Origin of the sequence: Streptomyces sp. NPDC002573 (genome assembly GCF_042889625.1) — a bacterium.
GTDB classification, from domain to species: Bacteria; Actinomycetota; Actinomycetes; order Streptomycetales; family Streptomycetaceae; genus Streptomyces; species Streptomyces gibsoniae.
Genome location: NZ_JBIARC010000041.1, coordinates 25,224 through 44,159 on the forward strand (window position 1 = coordinate 25,224; position 18,936 = coordinate 44,159).

The 18,936-nt window shown below is 69.7% G+C and carries 18 protein-coding genes; 8 read left to right on the plus strand and 10 right to left on the minus strand.

Features of this window, described 5'->3' with window-relative positions:
• Positions 1-3: 3 nt before the first annotated feature.
• Complete coding sequence (locus ACFYX0_RS30985; protein ID WP_388975011.1) at positions 4-2,391, minus strand: transglycosylase domain-containing protein; 2,388 nt, start codon at positions 2,389-2,391, stop codon at positions 4-6.
• 263 nt (positions 2,392-2,654) lie between these two features.
• Here ACFYX0_RS30985 and ACFYX0_RS30990 point away from each other — a divergent pair, with 263 nt between their 5' ends.
• The 5 genes from ACFYX0_RS30990 to ACFYX0_RS31010 all read left to right on the plus strand — a co-directional run bounded on the left by ACFYX0_RS30990 (position 2,655) and on the right by ACFYX0_RS31010 (position 7,492).
• Complete coding sequence (locus ACFYX0_RS30990) at positions 2,655-3,590, plus strand: SPFH domain-containing protein (RefSeq protein WP_388975013.1); 936 nt, start codon at positions 2,655-2,657, stop codon at positions 3,588-3,590.
• Entirely contained in the window at positions 3,587-3,823 is a 237-nt protein-coding gene (locus ACFYX0_RS30995; protein WP_388975015.1) for a hypothetical protein, read from the plus strand. The genes ACFYX0_RS30990 and ACFYX0_RS30995 overlap by 4 nt, the downstream gene beginning before the upstream one ends.
• A gap of 134 nt (positions 3,824-3,957) precedes the next feature.
• Complete coding sequence (locus ACFYX0_RS31000) at positions 3,958-4,482, plus strand: PadR family transcriptional regulator (protein WP_311698620.1); 525 nt, start codon at positions 3,958-3,960, stop codon at positions 4,480-4,482.
• The gene (locus ACFYX0_RS31005; RefSeq protein WP_355909621.1) at positions 4,479-5,168 is read left to right on the plus strand and encodes an ABC transporter ATP-binding protein; all 690 of its coding nucleotides are present in this window, start codon (positions 4,479-4,481) and stop codon (positions 5,166-5,168) included. Before ACFYX0_RS31000 ends, ACFYX0_RS31005 begins: the two co-directional genes overlap by 4 nt.
• A complete protein-coding gene (locus tag ACFYX0_RS31010) occupies positions 5,165-7,492 on the plus strand; it encodes an FtsX-like permease family protein (RefSeq protein WP_388975017.1) in 2,328 nt (775 codons plus the stop codon). The genes ACFYX0_RS31005 and ACFYX0_RS31010 overlap by 4 nt, the downstream gene beginning before the upstream one ends.
• 52 nt (positions 7,493-7,544) lie before the next feature.
• Here the strand turns inward: ACFYX0_RS31010 and ACFYX0_RS31015 are convergent, their stop codons facing one another.
• The 4 genes from ACFYX0_RS31015 to ACFYX0_RS31030 all read right to left on the minus strand — a co-directional run bounded on the left by ACFYX0_RS31015 (position 7,545) and on the right by ACFYX0_RS31030 (position 10,520).
• Positions 7,545-7,973 (minus strand): hypothetical protein, encoded by a 429-nt coding sequence (locus tag ACFYX0_RS31015; RefSeq protein WP_355909615.1) that lies wholly within the window; start codon positions 7,971-7,973, stop codon positions 7,545-7,547.
• Between the two features lie 4 nt (positions 7,974-7,977).
• The gene (locus ACFYX0_RS31020) at positions 7,978-8,364 is read right to left on the minus strand and encodes a roadblock/LC7 domain-containing protein (RefSeq protein WP_388975018.1); all 387 of its coding nucleotides are present in this window, start codon (positions 8,362-8,364) and stop codon (positions 7,978-7,980) included.
• A 94-nt stretch (positions 8,365-8,458) separates the two neighbouring features.
• Complete coding sequence (locus tag ACFYX0_RS31025) at positions 8,459-9,349, minus strand: MarR family transcriptional regulator (RefSeq protein ID WP_388975020.1); 891 nt, start codon at positions 9,347-9,349, stop codon at positions 8,459-8,461.
• Positions 9,350-9,545: 196 nt separating this feature from the next.
• Complete coding sequence (locus tag ACFYX0_RS31030) at positions 9,546-10,520, minus strand: LysR substrate-binding domain-containing protein (protein WP_388975023.1); 975 nt, start codon at positions 10,518-10,520, stop codon at positions 9,546-9,548.
• A 140-nt stretch (positions 10,521-10,660) separates the two neighbouring features.
• Here ACFYX0_RS31030 and ACFYX0_RS31035 point away from each other — a divergent pair, with 140 nt between their 5' ends.
• Together ACFYX0_RS31035 and ACFYX0_RS31040 are read left to right on the plus strand one after the other, a co-directional pair.
• Positions 10,661-11,215 carry a peroxiredoxin gene (locus ACFYX0_RS31035; protein ID WP_355909603.1) on the plus strand — a complete coding sequence of 185 codons (555 nt, stop codon included), beginning with the start codon at positions 10,661-10,663 and terminating at the stop codon, positions 11,213-11,215.
• Positions 11,216-11,218: 3 nt separating this feature from the next.
• Positions 11,219-11,752, plus strand: a complete 534-nt coding sequence (locus tag ACFYX0_RS31040; protein ID WP_355909600.1) for an alkyl hydroperoxide reductase — start codon at positions 11,219-11,221, stop codon at positions 11,750-11,752.
• A gap of 96 nt (positions 11,753-11,848) precedes the next feature.
• Here ACFYX0_RS31040 and ACFYX0_RS31045 read toward each other — a convergent pair whose 3' ends face one another.
• The 4 genes from ACFYX0_RS31045 to ACFYX0_RS31060 form a co-directional block, all read right to left on the minus strand.
• Complete coding sequence (locus ACFYX0_RS31045) at positions 11,849-13,159, minus strand: AI-2E family transporter (RefSeq protein WP_388975026.1); 1,311 nt, start codon at positions 13,157-13,159, stop codon at positions 11,849-11,851.
• Positions 13,160-13,332: 173 nt separating this feature from the next.
• Positions 13,333-14,049, minus strand: a complete 717-nt coding sequence (locus ACFYX0_RS31050; protein ID WP_355909594.1) for a transglycosylase SLT domain-containing protein — start codon at positions 14,047-14,049, stop codon at positions 13,333-13,335.
• A gap of 398 nt (positions 14,050-14,447) precedes the next feature.
• Positions 14,448-15,773: a PhoH family protein gene (locus tag ACFYX0_RS31055; protein ID WP_388975028.1), complete on the minus strand. Its 1,326-nt coding sequence runs from the start codon at positions 15,771-15,773 to the stop codon at positions 14,448-14,450.
• A gap of 361 nt (positions 15,774-16,134) precedes the next feature.
• The gene (locus ACFYX0_RS31060) at positions 16,135-16,908 is read right to left on the minus strand and encodes an isoprenyl transferase (protein WP_355909588.1); all 774 of its coding nucleotides are present in this window, start codon (positions 16,906-16,908) and stop codon (positions 16,135-16,137) included.
• A gap of 705 nt (positions 16,909-17,613) precedes the next feature.
• Here ACFYX0_RS31060 and ACFYX0_RS31065 point away from each other — a divergent pair.
• Entirely contained in the window at positions 17,614-17,949 is a 336-nt protein-coding gene (locus ACFYX0_RS31065; protein ID WP_388975030.1) for a DUF192 domain-containing protein, read from the plus strand.
• A 166-nt stretch (positions 17,950-18,115) separates the two neighbouring features.
• Here the strand turns inward: ACFYX0_RS31065 and ACFYX0_RS31070 are convergent, their stop codons facing one another.
• Positions 18,116-18,898 carry a class I SAM-dependent methyltransferase gene (locus ACFYX0_RS31070; protein WP_388975033.1) on the minus strand — a complete coding sequence of 261 codons (783 nt, stop codon included), beginning with the start codon at positions 18,896-18,898 and terminating at the stop codon, positions 18,116-18,118.
• Between the last annotated feature and the right edge of the window lie 38 nt (positions 18,899-18,936).

The window sequence follows — 18,936 nt, forward strand, 5'->3', positions numbered from 1 at the left end:
TGCCTACTGCTGCCCGTTCGGATTGAGCGGGTCCTCCGGAGACGCCGGCGGCGTGGTGACGGAGGTGCTCGGCGGGCTCGTCGTCGGCGACTGCGTGGCGGGCCGGCTCGGAGTCGCCGGAGCCGAGGTCGTCGGCGGCGCCGACGTCGGCTTCTGCGTGGTCGGCGACGACGACGGGGAGCTGGTCGGCGACTGGGTGAGGCTCGGCGTCACACTCGGCTGGACCGCCGCGCCCTGCGTGGTGTCCAGGTCGAACTTGCTGACCTCGTCCATCGCCTCGAAGGTGTACGCGGCCCAGATCTGCGCCGGGTAGCCACCACCGTTGATACGGCCGCTGCCCGGGATGAGGCCCGTGGCGCCCTTCAGACCGACCTGGGCCCCGTTCCTCGCCTCGCCGAACAGGCCGACCGAGGTGACGAGGTCCGGTGTGTAGCCGGTGAACCAGGCCGACTTGTTGTTGTCGGAGGTACCGGTCTTGCCCGCGACCTGCTGTCCGTTGCGCGCCGGGTTCTCCCGGACCGACGTCCGGGCCGTACCGTCGTCGACCACGCCGGTGAGCACCGAGGTGACCGTGTCGGCGGCCGTACGGCTGATGACCTGGTCGCCGACCGGGTTGGGCAGGTCGACCGTGCGGTCCTTGTGCTCGGCCGACTTGATGATCGCCGGGGTGACCTTCCGGCCGTGGTTGTCGAGGGTGGCGTAGACGCCGGCCATCTCCAGCGGGCTCGCGCCCATGCTGCCGAGGGTCTGCGCGGGCACGGCGGGCAGACCCTTGGTGTCCAGCCCGAGCGAGTCCGCGACCTTCAGCACGTCCGTCATGCCGACGTCGACGCCCATCTGCGCGAAGACCGAGTTCACGGACTTGTTCATCGCCGTCTGGACGGTGATGTCGCCGTAGTCCTGGTTGTCCTCGTTCGGCGGGGAGAAGCCGATCGCGCTGCCCTTGACCGGGCGGCCGCTCGTGCCGTCGTAGATCGTGTTCGCGTCGATCGCGCGGCCGTCCTGCGTCTTGGCCTGCTCCTCCAGGGCGGCCGCGAGGATCAGCGGCTTGAAGGTGGAGGCGGGCTGGTAGTCGCGGCGTAGCGCGTTGTTGCGGAAGTGCTTGAAGTAGTCCAGACCGCCGTACATGGCGAGCACCCGGCCCGTCTTCGGGTCGACCGACACCGCCCCGGGCTGGACCTCACCGTCGACGGCACGCTTCTTCGGGTCGAGCTTGCTGGTCAGCTGCTCCTTGACCGCCTGCTCCAGGTCCTTCTGCTTCTTCTTGTCTATGTTCACGGTGATGGTCCAGCCGCCGGCCCTCACCAGCGCCTCCGCGTCACCGAGGGATGACGCGGTGCCCTGGGCGACCAGCTGCTTCTCCAGCTCCGCGTTGGCCGCGTCCACCAGATAGCCGGTCTGCCCCTGCATACCGGGCGCGCCCTTGGGGGCCTTCGGCACCTCGAACTTCATGGACTGGCGCTGACCCGCGTCCAGCCAGCGCATCTGGACCATGTTGTTCAGGACGTAGTTCCACCGGGCCTGCACCAGCTTCTTGCCCGTGTCGCTGGCGATGGCCCAGTCGTACTGGTTCGGCGCCTGGAGCAGGGACGCCAGATACGCGCCCTCCTCGACCGTGAGGTCCTTGGCGTCCTTGCGGTAGTACGCCTGCGCGGCGGCCTGGATGCCGTAGGCGCCACGGCCGTAGTAGCTGGTGTTGATGTAGCCCGCGAGGATGTAGTCCTTGGTCTTCTTGCGGTCCAGCTTCAGTGAGATGACCAGTTCCTTCAGCTTGCGCGTGACGGTCTGGTTCTGGTTCAGGTAGTAGTTCTTGACGTACTGCTGAGTGATCGTCGAACCACCCTGGGCGCCCTTGCCGGAGAGCGTGTTGACCAGACCGCGGGCCGTGCCCTTCAGGTCGACACCGGAGTCGTTGTAGAAGGTCTTGTTCTCGGCGGCGACGAAGGTGTGCTGGACGGCCTTGGGCACCTGGGCGAGGTCGACGTTCTCCCGGTTGATCTCACCGGTGCGGGCGAGGATGGTGCCGTCGCTGTACTTGTAGACGTTGCTCTGCAGCTTGGCCGTGGCGTTCCCGGCCGGGATGGGCGTCATCATGTACAGCAGCACGAACGCGCCCATGACCAGCAGGACCAGGCCGATCAGCGAGCCGACGATCTTCTTCCAGGTGAAGAGCCTGCGTATGACGCCCTTCCCGCTCCTGCCTCCGGCGTTCCCGCTCCTGGCGGCCTTGGCCGCCCTGCCGCGGGCGGCGGCACGGCCGCCGACCGACGGGGAGGCAGTGGTCCCGGGAGCCCCAGGGGCCCCGGTGGTCCCGGCCGTCCCGGACGAGCGCTTGGGCGCAGCGCGGCGGCCACCGCGCTGCCGCGCTCGTCTCTCTTCCGCTCGTCCCATGAGTCGTCGCGCTCCGCTTCCTTCTCGGCTGTCACACAGGTACGTGGCTCAGGTCAGCTCAGAAAGCTAACACCGTGCGGTATGACAAAGGGGTGGGGATCCCCCCTTTTACGGACGTGACAATCAGCACCCGTCGCATCGGAACCAATCAACGTCCATCCCATCGGAACCGACGACCGGCAGGACTGAAAGGTTGCCGGGACGGGTAATGTGTTATCACTTAGCTAGGTCATAGCTATGCGATGAAACGGGGGACACCGCCCATGTCGACACAAGACGCTTCCACCACCGCCGACATACCCGAGATGCCGAGCCCGCGGGTCAGGGAGTTCCCGGCGCGCAGCGTCGGCGGCGCCACCGCGCTGCTGCTCGGACTGGCCGGGCTGGCACTGGGCGCGGGCCTGGTGGGCTGGGGCTCGACGGTCACCGCGGCCGGCACCAAGGCCGCGCTGATCGTCGTCGGGGTGCTGACCGGACTCGCGGCGCTCATCGCGATGGGCGGCCTGAACACGGTGGCGCCGGGCGAGGCCCGGGTCGTGCAGCTCTTCGGGCGCTACCGCGGCACCATCCGGCAGGACGGGCTGCGCTGGGTGAACCCCTTCACCTCCCGCACCATGATCTCCACCCGGGTGCGCAACCACGAGACCGCCGTCCTCAAGGTCAACGACGCGTACGGCAACCCGATCGAACTGGCCGCGGTGGTGGTCTGGAAGGTCCAGGACACCGCGCAGGCCACCTTCGAGGTGGACGACTTCCTGGAGTTCGTCGCCACGCAGACCGAGACGGCCGTGCGGCACATCGCCATCGAGTACCCCTACGACGCCCACGACGAGGGCGGGCTCTCGCTGCGCGGCAACGCCGAGGAGATCACCGAGAAGCTCGCCGCCGAGCTGCACGCGCGCGTGGAGGCGGCCGGCGTGCAGATCATCGAGTCCCGCTTCACGCATCTCGCGTACGCTCCGGAGATCGCCTCCGCGATGCTCCAGCGGCAGCAGGCGGGTGCGGTGGTCGCGGCCCGGCGGCAGATCGTCGACGGCGCGGTCGGGATGGTCGAGGCGGCGCTCGCCCGGATCGCGGAGCGGGACATCGTGGAGCTGGACGAGGAACGGAAGGCGGCGATGGTGTCGAACCTGATGGTGGTGCTGTGCGGGGACCGGGCACCGCAGCCCGTGCTCAACACGGGGTCCCTCTACCAGTGACGGACTCCCCAGGAGGTCGCTCCCCGCAGCAGCGCAAGCAGGTGCTGCTGCGGCTGGACCCGTCGGTGTACGAGGCGCTCGCCCGCTGGGCCTCGGACGAACTGCGCTCCGCCAACGCCCAGATCGAGTTCCTCCTGCGCCGCGCCCTGTCAGAAGCGGGCCGCCTTCCCGGCACCGCCCGCCCGATCCCCCGCAGGGGCCGGCCCCCGACCTCGGGGGAGCCGGAGGAGTAGGGCCGGCGTCCGGGGCCCCCGCCGTGTAGCGGAACCGTGACAAATGGCTTCCACCTGCACTGATGGGCTCCCGACCAAGATCTATACGCGCGATGTATACGTCAGGTGTATACGCGGTGTGTACAGTTCTTGCCATGTCCATCGGTCACACCCTCCTAGGGCTCCTGGAGTCCGGGCCCCGTCATGGTTACGACCTCAAGCGGGCCTTTGACGACAAGTTCGGTCACGACCGGCCGCTGCACTACGGCCAGGTCTACTCGACGATGTCCCGACTGCTGAAGAACGGGCTCGTCGAAGTCGACGGGATCGAGGCGGGCGGCGGGCCCGAGCGCAAGCGGTACGCGATCACCGAGGCCGGGATCACCGACGTACAGCGGTGGCTCGCGACCCCGGAGAAGCCCGAGCCCTATCTCCAGTCGACCCTGTACACCAAGGTCGTCCTCGCCCTGCTCACGCACCGCGACGCGGCCGACATCCTCGACACGCAGCGCGCCGAGCACCTGCGCATGATGCGGATCCTCACCGACCGCAAGCGCAAGGGCGACCTCGCCGACCAGCTGATCTGCGACCACGCGCTGTTCCACCTGGAGGCCGACCTGCGGTGGCTCGAGCTCACCGCCGCACGCCTCGACAAGCTCGCCGAGGCGGTGACCAAGTGACTCCTCCTTCCGGTTCCCTGCTCGCCGCCGAGGACCTGCGCAAGGCGTACGGACCGACCGTCGCGCTCGACGGCGCCGAGTTCTCCATCCACCCGGGCGAGGTCGTCGCCGTGATGGGCCCGTCCGGGTCCGGCAAGTCGACCCTGCTCCACTGCCTCGCCGGGATCGTGCCGCCCGACTCGGGCTCCATCACCTACAACGGCCGCGAGATGTCCGGCATGAGCGACGCGCAGCGCAGCCTGCTCCGGCGCTCGGAGTTCGGGTTCGTCTTCCAGTTCGGACAGCTGGTGCCCGAACTGACCAGCGTGGAGAACGTGGCCCTTCCGCTGCGGCTGAACGGCACCTCCCGCAAGGAGGCCGAGCGGACCGCCCTGTCCTGGATGGCGCGGCTGGAGGTCGACGACCTCGCGAAGAAGCGGCCCGGGGAGATCTCCGGCGGTCAGGGCCAGCGCGTCGCCGTCGCCCGCGCCCTGGTCACCAACCCGCGTGTGCTGTTCGCCGACGAGCCCACGGGCGCGCTCGACTCGCTCAACGGCGAGCGCGTGATGGAACTGCTCACCGAGGCGGCCCGGTCCACCAACGCGGCCGTCGTGCTGGTCACGCACGAGGCGCGGGTCGCCGCGTACTCCGACCGCGAGATCGTCGTACGCGACGGCAAGTCCCGGGACATGGAGCGCATCGTATGAGGATGCGCCAGACCACCAGGGACCTGGTCATGGGGGCCAGGTTCGCGTTCACCGGTGGGCGCGAGGGATGGGTCCGGCTGCTGCTCACCGCGGTCGGCGTCGGCCTCGGTGTGTCGCTGCTGCTGCTCACCACCGCACTGCCCGCCGCGCTCGCGACACGGCACGACCGGGAGTTCGAGCGCGCCGACCACACCTACGGCCGTCCCATATCCAAGGCCGACAACACCCTGGTCATCGCGGACGTCGACACCACGTTCCGCTCCCATGACGTCCGCGGCCGGGTGATGGACCCCGAGGGTGCCCGGGCACCGCTGCCGCCCGGACTGGACAGCTTCCCGCACCCGGGCGAGATGGTCGTCTCCCCCGCGCTGAAGACGCTGCTCGCCTCCGACGAGGGCCGGATCCTGCGGGACCGGCTGCCCTACCGGATCGTCGGCACCATCGCGGAACAGGGACTCGTCGGCTCGCACGAGCTCGCCTACTACGCGGGCGCCAAGGGGCTCGCGGCGCAGATCGCGCCGCCGGACGTGGCGCGGATCAACCGATTCGGGGATCCCGGCCTCGCCCCCGAGAAGTCGGACCCCGTCCTGCTCATGCTGATGCTCGTCGTCTTCGTGGCGCTGCTCATGCCCGTCGGCGTCTTCATCGCGGCGGCCGTGCGGTTCGGCGGCGAGCGGCGCGACCGGCGGCTCGCGGCGCTGCGTCTCGTCGGCTCCGACAGCGGCATGACCCGGCGGATCGCCGCCGGTGAGGCCCTCGCGGGAGCACTGCTCGGACTGGTCTTCGGCACCTTCTTCTTCCTGCTCGGCCGGCAGGCCGCGGGATCCGTCGAGGTCTTCGACATCAGCGTGTTCCCCAGCTATCTGAACCCCTCCCCGGCGCTTGCCCTGCTGGTGGCGGTCGCCGTACCGGCGGCCGCGGTGCTGGTCACCCTGTTCGCGCTGCGCGGTGTGGTCATCGAGCCGCTCGGCGTGGTGCGCGCGGCGAAGCCCGCACGGCGCCGGCTGTGGTGGCGGCTGCTGCTGCCGCTCGGCGGGCTCGCGCTGCTCTACCCGATGGTCGGCAAGGGCCATGACCACGGCGACTTCAACGAGTACCTGGTCGTCGGCGGTGTGCTGCTGCTGCTCGTCGGGGTCACCGCACTGCTGCCGTGGGTGGTGGAGGCGGTCGTGGCCCGGCTCAACTCGGGCGGAGTGGCCTGGCAACTGGCCGTGCGCAGGCTGCAGTTGAGCAGCGGCACCGCCGCCCGCATGGTCAACGGGATCGCGGTGGCGGTCGCCGGGGCCATCGCGCTGCAGATGCTGTTCGCCGGTGTGCAGAGCGACTACACCAAGGAGTCGCAGCACGATGTGACGCGGGCGCAGATGCAGGTCAGCCTGCCGAAGGCGGGTCCGGTCGACGCCGTCGCCGAGCAGCTGCGGACCACCAAGGGAGTACGCCACGTCACGGCCATCGAGGAGTCGTACGCCGGGGACCGGCGCACCGACCCGCAGCGGTCCGCCGAGATGACCGTGGGCGACTGCACGGCCCTGCGGGAGCTGGCGCGGCTGCCCTCGTGCAAGGACGGCGACGTGTTCGTCGTGGCGCGCGGCGCGGACGACACCGACACCCCGAAGCTGGCCAAGCCCGGCCTGACCCTCTACATCGACCCGGGCTACGCCGACGAGAAGCGTGCGGAGGTCCCCTGGACGGTGCCCCACGGGCTGAAGCAGACACAGTCGCGCAAGGCCCCGGACGGAGTGCTGCACGGTGGATTCCTGATCACCAAGGGCGCCCTGACCGCGAAGGAGGCACCGGCCTTCCGGGGCGACGTGTACGTCTCGCTCGACCGCTCGGTGCCCGACGCACAGGAGTACGTCCGCAACACGGCGGCCAAGGTGGCTCCGTACACGAGCCCGCAGACCTGGGCGGCCACCCAGGAGTCCGGGCGCTTCACCTCCATCCGCACCGGGCTGTTCGTCGGCGCCACCTGTGTGCTGGCGCTGATCGGGGCGAGCCTGCTGGTCTCCCAGCTCGAGCAGTTGCGCGAGCGCAAGAAGCTGCTGTCGTCGCTGGTCGCCTTCGGCACCCGGCGCCGCACGCTGAGTCTGTCGGTGCTGTGGCAGACGGCGATCCCGATCGCGCTCGGCCTGCTGCTGGCGGCGGCGGTCGGACTGACGCTGGGCGCGGTCCTGCTGAAGATGGTCGCCGCGTCCCTGACCGTCGACTGGGCGAGCGTGCTGACGATGACCGGAATCGGCGCGGGCGTGGTGCTGCTGGTGACGGTGCTCAGCCTGCCGCCGCTGCTGCGGCTGATGCGGCCGGACGGACTGCGCACCGAGTGAGCGCCGGCCGGCCGTGCGGGCCCCTCCCCGTCGGGGGAGGGGCCCGCGCGCGTCACAGGGCGTACTCCTTCACCACCCGGCGGACCTGGGCGAACAGCATGCCGACGTTCACCGACTTGCGGCAGACGACCACGGCGACGACGTCCTGCTGCTCGTTCATCCGCACGAACAGATGGGTGAGGTTCTCGCTGTTGACGAGGATCTCCTGGAAGAAGTGGTTGTCGCTGGAGATCCCCCGGCGTTCCTTGAACACGTCCTCGATCATCACGACGGTACGGCCCTGGAACAGGTCGAGGGTCGCGCCCGCGAGGAGGTCGAGGACCTCCGGCGGGTGGTTGTCCACCGTCTCGTACGACAGCAGCATTCCCGTCGACATGTCGACCACGCCGGAGGCGACGCAGTCGGGTGCGTCGGTACGCAGGGACTTGACCAGGCCCATCACCTGGTCGGAGAAACCGGGAGTCATACGCTTCGTCGCCATCCCTTCACACTCCCTCGGGTGCCTTCGCGGCAAGGATCGAACCGATGCGGTCCAGGGCCGGGCGGGTCGCCTGGTGCAGTCCGTCGACGTCCACGCCCTCGTCGCCGAGCACCACCATGAGCGCGGTGTCGCCGACGGCGTAGAACGCGGCACAGCCCTCGGTGCCGTACGCGACCGTGCCGCGCAGGGCGCCGCGGGCGGTCGCCTGGGTGGTGCGCCGGGCGAGGCCGAGGGCGGCCGCGGCGAGGGCGGCGAGCCCTTCGGGGTCGATACCGCTCGCCGTGTCGGCCGCTATGAGCAGTCCGTCCGCCGCCGCCACCGCGGTGTCCGTGATTCCGGACACCTGTTCGCGCAGGCCGCGCATTTCGAGTGCCAGTGCTTTGTGATCCATGTACACAACTCCCTACGAATGATCCTTGGGTGATCGCATCGGTTCGCCTTTCGTCTGTGTGTGCGGTGCCGGGTCTCTATGAGGTGTCGGATGGTCATTTGGCGCTTCCGCTCCGCAGGCGGAAGAACCCTTTCCAACTCGCTCCCTGCTTTTCGGGCGTGATGGTCGCGGTGATACCGCTGGCGCCGGGTGTGCGCCGGGGCAGGGAGGGAGCGGGTTCCTGGGGCCGGCGGGGTGCGGTGCCGGGGTCCGGTGTCGGGGGTGCGGGGTCCGCGGGCGGGGCCGGCACGGTTGCGGGGTCCGGGGCACGGGGGCGCAGCCCCTGCGCAGGCACCCGGGTCGCGATCCGGAGCCCGGGGTCGGCCGTCTCGACGCATTCGAGGTACCCCTCGTCCAGCAGCCGGGCCATCTCGACGGTGACCGTGTAGACCGCGCGTCCGGTGCGGAAGGCGATGTCCCGGGCCGTCCGGCGGCCATCGCAGTTCAGGAGCAACTCACGGCGCACCGCGCTCAGTTGGGTGACGTCGACCTCCAGGGCGGGCAGCGGGCGCTCCCGCCCGGGCCGCATCTGGTGAGGCAGCACGTCGAGTGCGGCCAGCTTGCGTGCGGCCTGGTTCAGCAGCCGCATCGGGCCCTCGCCGACGTTGAGCGCCTCGGGCGGCTCGACCGGGTCCGGGACGAGCTCACAGCCGTCCACGTCCCCGGCGGCGATCGCGAACACCGCGTCCTGCATCGCCATCACACGGACGACCCGCAGTTCGGCCGCCCCGGCGCCGGACCGGCCGGAACGCATCAGCAGCGTTCCGGGACCCGGGGCGCCGGGGCTCGTGACGGCGACGACGAGACCGCCGCGCAGATGGACGACTCCCCCGGGCTGCCCGGAGACCCGAAGCGCGCCGTCGCCCTTTTCCCTCGCGTACTGCGTCACCGCATGCGACAGCAGGTCGTAACCGGCCCGTCCAAGGGAATCCCGTATGCCCGCCACAACTCCCCTTGGAATGTCGCACACACGCCTGACGCGTCACGCTGAGGGGGTATGTGTATCAAGCCGGTGCGCATATTCCAGCGAAATTCGCACTACCTGACGGAAGTTGGCATTTCTCGCCGTTCCCGGTGCGCCATCGGTACGGGATCGGACATTCGAATGACCGAGTGCGCAACCGGGGTTGCCCGGTGCGCGGTCAGGCGTCGGCCGCGAGCACGCGTACCGGCAGCGGGCGCAGGGCGCCTCGCAGCGCCTCGGCCAGCTCCGCGTACTCGGCGCCCCGGGCGGCGCCCGCACGCATCGCGAGGGCCACGCGCCGGGTCGGGGCCGGGTCCGCGAAGTAGCCGGTGAGGAGCTGGCTGTTGCGGGTGGTCTCCACCTTCAGGGCGGTGTGCGGCAGCAGGGTCACCCCGAGGCCGCCGGCCACGAGCTGGACGAGGGTGGACAGTCCGGCGGCAGTCGTGGTCACGGGCGCGTCCGCCCGGCCGGCCTCCCGGCAGATGTCCAGGGCCTGGTCCCGCAGACAGTGTCCCTCGTCCAGGAGCAGCAGATTCAGCTCGCGCAGCGCCTCGCGGGGGATCCCCTCCCGTCCGCCGAGCCAGTGGTCGAGCGGGGTGACGAGTACGAAGTCCTCGTCGAACAACGGGAGTTCGGCAACGCCGGGCATGCCGAGGGGCACGGCGAGGAGCAGCAGGTCGAGGCGGCCGCTGGTGAGCCCGTCGAGCAGGCTGGCGGTCTGCTCCTCGTGGACCTGGAGGTCGAGGTGCGGGTAGCGGTCGTGGACCAGATTGAGGACGGTCGGCAGCAGATACGGTGCCACGGTCGGGATCACCCCGAGCCGCAGCACCCCGGTGAAGGGAGCCCGGACGGCCTCGGCCTCCTCCATGAGGGCACCGACCTCGTCCAGCACCGCCTTGGCCCGTACGGCGAGGCGCTCACCGGCGGGCGAGAGGAGCACCTTGCGGGTGGTGCGCTCCAGCAGGGTGACGCCGAGTACCTCCTCCAGCGCGGAGACGGCACCCGACAGCGCGGGCTGGCTCATGCCGATCGCGGCGGCGGCGTCCCGGAAGTGCAGATGCTCGGCGACGGCGGCGAAGGCCCGCAGCTGGGCGAGACTGGGCTGGCGGCGCCCGTGGGACTTGGCCCCAGCCATGGCATACCCCTTACTCATGGTCACTGATAATCCTCACCGATCAACGCGACCGAGTGTAGCTATTTCCCGAATCAATGCACCCTGTGCCAGGATCGTGAGAGTCCAACCCATGAGAAATACCTTGCCTCCGAGGTGTTTCTGTGCTTCAAGGAGAGCGTGTGCTCACTGTCGGTGACAAGTTCCCCGAGTTCGAACTGACCGCCTGCGTCTCGCTGGAGAAGGGCAAGGAGTTCGAGCAGATCAACCACAAGACCTACGAGGGCAAGTGGAAGATCGTTTTCGCCTGGCCCAAGGACTTCACCTTCGTGTGCCCGACCGAGATCGCCGCCTTCGGCAAGCTGAACGACGAGTTCGCCGACCGCGACGCCCAGATCCTCGGCTTCTCCGGTGACTCCGAGTTCGTGCACCACGCCTGGCGCAAGGACCACCCGGACCTGCTCGAGCTGCCCTTCCCGATGATGGCCGACTCGAAGCACGAGCTGATGCGCGCTCTGGGCATCGAGGGCGCGGACGGCTTCGCCCAGCGTGCCGTCTTCATCGTGGACCAGAACAACGAGATCCAGTTCACCATGGTGACCGCGGGCTCCGTCGGCCGTAACCCGAAGGAGGTCCTGCGGGTCCTGGACGCCCTGCAGACCGACGAGCTGTGCCCCTGCAACTGGACCCAGGGCGACGAGACCCTCGACCCGGTCAAGCTGCTGGCCGGTGAGTGACCCATGTCCCTCGACTCCCTCAAGTCCGCCGTCCCGGACTACGCCAAGGACCTGAAGCTCAACCTGGGCTCGGTCATCGGCAACTCCGACCTGCCGGCCCAGCAGCTGTGGGGCACGGTGCTGGCCACCGCGATCGCCTCGCGCTCGCCGATCGTGCTGCGCGAGCTGGAGCCCGAGGCGAAGGCGAACCTCACGCCCGAGGCGTACACCGCGGCCAAGTCCGCGGCCGCCGTCATGGCGATGAACAACGTCTTCTACCGCACCCGCCACCTGCTCTCGGACCATGAGTACGGCACCCTGCGCGCCGGTCTGCGGATGAACGTCATCGGCAATCCCGGGGTCGACAAGCTCGACTTCGAGCTGTGGTCGTTCGCCGTGTCCGCGATCAACGGCTGCGGCATGTGCCTGGACTCCCACGAGCAGGTCCTGCGCAAGGCGGGCATGGAGCGTGAGGTCATCCAGGAGGCCTTCAAGATCGCTGCGGTCGTCCAGGCCGTCGGCGTCACCCTGGACGCGGAGGCTGTCCTGGCCGAGTGACGGCCGCGACACCGAAGAGGCCCGCTCCCCGCTGCTGCTGGGGGCGGGCCTTTCCGTATGCGCGAGGGCGGCCGAGGCGCGCGACACGCCCTGGTGCTACGACCGCGTCTCGTCCAGCGGGGGCCTCGCCGGGAGTTCGGCGGAGGCCGCAGCGAGGTCCGGCTCCGACGGCTGGTGCGGTACGGCGTTCGCGTACGACCGCAGATAGCTCACCACGGTGTTCGTCACCGCCACCAGCGGCACCGCCACCACGGCCCCGCCGATCCCGGCGACCATCCCACCGGCCGTCACCGACAGCACCACCGCCAGCGGATGGACCCTGACGGCACGGCCCAAGATGAACGGCTGCAGGATGTGTCCCTCGATCTGCTGGACGGCGAGCACCACGACCAGCGTCATGATCGCGGTGAACACACCCTGGGTCACCAGCGCCACGACCACCGCCAGCGCGCCCGAGGCGACCGCCCCCACCAGGGGGATGAAGGAGAACAGGAAGATGAAGACGGCGAGCGGCACGGCCATGGGGACGTTCAGGAAGTAGATCCCGAGGCCGATGAAGATCGCGTCGATCAGGGCCACGATCACCGTGCCCCGGACATAGGCGGTCAGGGTGCGCCACGCCCGCGGGCCCGCGCCCGCGACGCCCGGCCGGGCCGCGGCCGGCACCAGCTTCAGCGTCCACTCCCAGATGCGCCGGCCGTCGTAGAGCAGGAAGAGAGTGGAGAACATCGTCAGGAGGATGCCGGTGAGCGCCTCCACGATGACCGTCACGCCCTCGAGACCCGCCGAGGTGATCTGGTCGGTGTTGGCGCCGATCGCCTCCCGCAGGTTCTTCGCGATCTCGTTGATCTGCTTGTCCGTGACGTGGAACGGGCTGTGCAGCAGCCACTTGCGCAGTTCGTCGATGCCGTCCTGGATCTGGTTGGACAGCGAGTCGATGTTCTCCATGACCTGCCAGGTCACGAACCACCCGATCAGACCCATGACGACGAAGCCGAGGACGGCGGTCATCGCGGTCGCGGGCCCCCGCGGTACCCCGTAGCGCCGCAGCCGCGCCACGGTCGGCTGCAGCAGCGCCGTGATGAGCAGCGCGCACACGAACGCGAACACCACCAGCTGGACGGAGCTGATGACCCGCATCAGCACCCAGAGCGTGCCCGCGAGGACGAGCAGCCGCCAGCCCGCCTCGGCCGCGACCCGTACGCCCCACGGGACCGCCTCGGCGGGGTGCGGGCGAGACTGCGGCGTGGCGGGCACATACGTCGACGGCTGCACATGCTCCACCACGGGGGGCGGTTCGGGCGCGGTGTGCTCGTTCTCCACCTCGGCGCGGCGCTCGTCCAGCCGCTCACCCACCTGTGTGATCCCGGCGCCGATCCGAGCCAGCCAGCCTGGCACTTGCGACATGATCCGTCCTCTTCCCCCGTGTCCCCGGGTGCGGCCCACCACTCCCCCCTGGAGTCGTCGCCTCCGACCGTACATGGCAGTTGCCGTCGGCCGGGTGAACAGCCGTAGCCCCTCACCGATAGACGGTGAGGGGCTACGTGAGGTTGAGCGGCCGGGCGCGGTGGACCCGCGGCTCAGTACCAGCTGTTGGCCTGCCAGAACGACCACGCCTGACACGGGCTGCCGTACCGGCTGTTCATGTAGTTGAGGCCCCACTTGATCTGTGTGGCCGGGTTCGTCTGCCAGTCGGCACCGACGGACGACATCTTGGAGCCGGGCAGGGCCTGGAAGAGGCCGTAGGCACCGGAAGAGGCGTTGACCGCCTGGTAGTTCCAGCTGGACTCGTGGTCCACGATGTTGCTGAAGCACTGGAACTGGCCGGCTCCGACCATCGAGCGCGCCATCGCCTGGATCTGCGCGACCGAGTAGGAGCTCTGGACGGGGAAGCTGGAGGCGTCACGGGTCGCGTCGCGGCTGGCCTTCTGCTCGGCCTCCTTGCGCGCCTTGGCGTCCTCCTCGGCCTTCTGAGCAGCCTTCTGCTTGGCCACCGCGTCAGCGGCCGCCTGCTTGCGGGCCGACTCCTCGGCGTCCTTCTTGGCGCTCGCGTCGGCGGCGATGGCCTGGGCGTCGGCCTGCTGCGTCAGCGACGCGGTCTGGACCTGGGCCTGCTGTCCTGCGGGTATGTCCGCGAGGAGCGTGGTCTCGCTAGCCGTTGCCTCGGCGTCGCTCGAGGGCTGTCCAGTGCTGCCCGAGGCAACACCGGTGACGGCGCCTACAGCGGTGACCGCCGTGGCCGAGGCCACTGCGAATCCCCGGACCGAAATCCGGCTCACACGGTTTCCTTCCAGCATCGCCCGCTTCGGTGACCCTGGCGGACGCAATCGTGCCCCCTGACGCTGGCCTCCCAACTGCGGGGTCACGGGAGGCACGGGCCCGGTGGGCAACCTCCGTGACGGAAGTGCCGTGTGGTGCTCGGGCGGCATACGACGGCTCTATGGAGTTCTGGTGCTTCAAGTTGTGCCGTACCGCTGGGGGTACAGGTGTGTCGTATGCGGGGCCTGACAGGACTGAGACTCTGCCGTAACCCGACACCGGGTGGCAATTCTGCGCCGAGTGTGAAAGCTCACACCTCGTTTGGCCCAAGGGATTCACGGAAATACCCACACGCCGAAGCGCCGCCCGGCTAGGCTCTTGGCCTTTGCCGGACGGCGCCAACTGATGAGTAACTACCTCACGTTGGGCAGGGCGGTCAGATCTGCCCCTCTTCGAGCATTTCGGTCACAAGGGCCGCGATCTGGGACCTCTCGGACCGCGTGAGCGTGACATGCGCGAAGAGCGGATGCCCCTTCAGTTTCTCCACGACGGCGACGACTCCGTCGTACCGGCCCACCCGCAGGTTGTCCCGCTGGGCCACGTCATGCGTGAGAACAACACGTGAATTGGCGCCGATCCGGGACAGAACGGTCAGAAGAACATTCCGTTCCAGCGACTGGGCCTCGTCCACGATCACGAAGGCGTCGTGCAGCGAACGGCCACGGATATGGGTGAGAGGAAGGACCTCCAGCATCCCGCGTGCCGTGACCTCTTCGATGACCTCGCGGGTGGTGACCGCGGACAGGGTGTCGAAGACCGCCTGCGCCCAAGGGCTCATCTTCTCGGCCTCGGTGCCCGGCAGATAGCCCAGTTCCTGCCCGCCGACCGCGTACAGCGGCCGGAAGACCATCACCTTCTGGTGCTGCCGGCGCTCCAGCACCGCCTCCAGCCCCGCGCACAGCGCCAGCGCGGACTTGCCGGTGCCGGCCCGGCCGCCCATCGACACGATCCCCACGTCCGGGTCGAGCAGCAGGTCGAGGGCGATCCGCTGCTCGGCGCTGCGGCCCTTGATGCCGAACGCCTCCCGGTCCCCGCGGACGAGACGGACGGTGCCCTCTGCCGTAACCCGGCCGAGCGCCTTGCCCCGCTCCGACTGGATCGTCAGGCCGGTGTGCACAGGGAGGTCCGCGGCCTCGGGGACCTGCACGTGTCCCTCTTCGAAGAGGATGTCCACCCGCTCGGCGGACAGCGTCAGTTCGGACATTCCGGTCCAACCGGAGGAGTCCGTGATGGCCAGCTCCGCGCGGTACTCCTCGGCGAGGAGCCCGACCGAGGACGCTTTGATCCTCAGCGGGAGGTCCTTCGACACGACGGTGACGTCGAACCCCTCCGCCTGCAGATTGCGGGCGACCGCGAGGATGCGGGAGTCGTTGTCCCCCAGGCGGTAACCGGTCGGCAGCACGCTGGGGTCCGAGTGGTTGAGCTCCACCCGGAGGGTTCCACCGAGGTCCCCGATCGGCAGGGGGGCGTCGAGACGGCCGTACCGCACCCGGCAGTCGTCGAGCAGACGCAGCGCCTGCCGGGCGAAGTACCCGAGTTCGGGATGGTGCCGCTTGGCCTCCAGCTCCGTGACCACGACGATCGGGAGCACGACCTCGTGCTCGTCGAAACGGGTCATGGCGTTCGGATCGGCCAGCAGGACGCTGGTGTCGAGAACATAGGTGCGCCGGTCTGGCTTGTGGCGCTTTGCGCTGGTCACCACGGAAGGACGTACCCCCTCGGATGAGGTCGGGGAGCGACGGAGTGAGATGCCGGATGGGGCTGGGCGGGATGAATCCCGACCGGTCCACGGCCGCGATGCACGGGCCGAGAACCGGCCCTCCGTTGCTTCTTCCGTGCCGAGACCGCACGGTCGGGCTGGTGCAAAGGGCCTCCCGGGCGAACGGCCCCGAGCCGTTCGCTGAGATACGACACCCGTGGTTCGGGTGTCGACCTGTTTGGCTTATGCCCTCGAACACGCGCAGCCATGCCAGGGCATACGGCGGCGCCCCGGTGAACTCCTCGTAACGTCCCTCGTCGGGCCCGCACCCAGGAGAGTGGTGCCGGGCCGCGATGAACGGGTGTCAGCCGCCGTAGCGGCGGTGTCGCGCAGCGTAGTCACGCAGCGCGCGCAGGAAGTCGACCTTGCGGAAGGCCGGCCAGAAGACCTCGCAGAAGTAGTACTCCGAATGGGCCGTCTGCCACAGCATGAAACCGGACAACCGCTGCTCGCCACTCGTGCGGATGACGAGGTCGGGGTCGGGCTGGTGGCTCGTGTACAGGTGGCGGCCGATCAGATCGACGTCCACGGAGTCGGCGAGCTCCTCCATCGAGGTGCCCTTCTCGTGGGCGTCGAGCACCATCGAGCGGACGGCGTCGGCGATCTCCTGGCGACCGCCGTAGCCGACGGCGACGTTGACGAGTATCCCGTCGACGTGCGCGGTGGCCTCCTCGGCCTCCTTCACCGCGGTGCGCACATGGCCGGGCAGCATGTCGAGCGCGCCGACGTGGTGCACGCGCCAGCGGCCGTCGGCGGCGAGCGAGCGCACGGTGTCCGCGATGATCCCGAGGAGCGGGACCAGCTCCTCCTTGGGCCGGTTCAGGTTGTCCGTGGACATCAGCCAGAGGGTGACGACCTTGACGTCCGTCTCGGCGCACCAGCCGAGGAACTCCTCGATCTTGTCCGCGCCGGCCTGGTGGCCCTGTGCGGTGGTCGAGCCCGCCGCCTTCGCCCAGCGGCGGTTGCCGTCCATGATGACGCCGATGTGCTTGGGCACCTGAGCGTGGTCCAGGTGACCTTCCACCCGGCGTGCGTACAACCTGACCAGCAGGCCGCGCAGCATGTCGCGCAGGTTCACGTGATTGTCAGCCCCTCCGTGCGGATCAGACAGGGTACGGGCGGGTGATGCGCGCCCCGTCGGATGGCGGTCCCCGGGGGCGAAGCCTACCCCCGGAGCGCCGGGGCACCGCCCAGGGGTGTCGGCGGCCAGGCTCAGGGCCGTACGGGTGAACGGCGGCTGAACGGCGGCCTCGTTGTCGCGTTTTCCGAGCCGCCGGGCACTGCTCGCCCGCCCGGCTTTCGGGGTCGATGGGGGTGTCGCGCCCGGTTTGTCTCTGAGGGTGGGACGCACATGACGCCCGTTTGGTTTCCGAGGGGGCACGCGGGGCGCTCGCCCCGTTTCCGGAGTGGTGTGCGCGGGGGCGCTCGTCCCGTTTCCGGATCGGTCGGTGACGGCAAAGAAAACGGGCCGGTCCGTGGGGGGGAGACGGACCGGCCCGAGGGGGGGTTTCCACCATAACCCTTCGTAAGGGCCGACGCGCGCATTGCCGGGAAACAACTACTCTCCGGAGTCGCCCGACAACGCACCGGTGGCTCCGGAGGCGTTCATTCCGTACGGCGCCATGGCCGAATCACAGGTGATTCAAAGGGAAACCGGGCGAACCCCGAGGGATTTATGGGGTTTTCGAGCAATGGTGGGGCAGGCGACGACACCATGCGAGGTACTCCGGGTGGGTGACCCGTGCGAAAACGGCCGCTTGACGCCACCGCTAACGTCGCTGTCATGGCCACGTTCACCACGGCGGGGGCAGCCGCACCGGTGCCGCTGGAGGTCGCCCGGTCGGCGAGCGACCGGCGGCGCGGGCTGCTCGGGCGAGACGGGATCGAGGGGGCGCTGCTGCTCAGTCCGGCGAGCGCGGTGCACACCCTGGGGATGCGGTTCGCGATCGACGTCGCCTATCTGGACCGCGACTTGCGGGTGGTGGCGGTGCGCACGATGCGGCCGGGGCGGATCGGCCTGCCCCGCCCGTGGGCGCGTCACGTCCTGGAGGCGGAGGCGGGAGCGATGGAGCGCTGGGGCGTACGCCGGGGGACCCAGGTTCTTCTGGGGGACGCCTGACGGCGCGTCGGCGCCGGGGGCAGGGCACCGCGCAGCCCCCTCCTCTGCGCGGTGCCGCCCGCGCAGCTTTGCTCACGCGAAATACCTTGGTCTGAACTTAACGTGGCGTCTGAGGGCGGCGCGAGCCGCGCTGGATAACGATGTGGAAACCCCTGGCTTCGGCACCTCACCGGGGCGGAAGCGTCCCGGGCCTGCGGGCCTCGACGAGGAAGCGGGTGCTGTGGGCGACGAACGGCCCCCGGGAGCGGATCTGCTCGTGCAAGGAGCGCAACCGGGACTCGTAGCGCTCCGCGGTGAAGCCGGGCACCATCCAGATCACCTTGCGCAGGAAGTGGACGACCGCGCCGATGTCGAGGAACTCCATACGCAACCGGGCCTCCTGGAGGTCGACCACCTCCAGGCCGGCCGCCTCGGCCTCGGCCCGCGCCCGTCGGGGATCCCGGGCGTCACGGATCTCCTCCGGCTGCCGCCCGAGGAAGTACTCGACCAGTTCGAACGCGCTCGCCGGACCGACCTGCTGGGAGAAGTACGTGCCGCCGGGGCGCAGCACACGGACGATCTCACTCCAGTACGTCCGCACCGGGTGCCGGCTGGTGACTAGGTCGAAGGCGGCGTCCGCGAACGGCAGCGGGGCGTCCTCGGGCGAGGCGACCACCACGGCACCGCGCGGATGGAGCAGGGCGGTGGCCCGGGCGACGTTCGGCGGCCAGCCCTCGGTGGCGACGGTGAGCGGCGGCAGCACCGGCGCGGAGGCCAGGACCTCCCCGCCCCCGGTCTGGATGTCGAGCGCGGCGGCGGCGCCCGCCAGCCGCTCCGTCATCGAACGTGCGTACCCCCATGGAGGCCGCTCCTCCGTCGCCCGCCCCTCGAACCAGGAGAAGTCCCAGCCGTCGACGGGTTCCTCGACGGCCTCACGGACCAGCTCTTCGAACGTACGGTCGCCACTCATACCGGCCATGGTCCCAACGAGCAGGCACGGGACGCGAC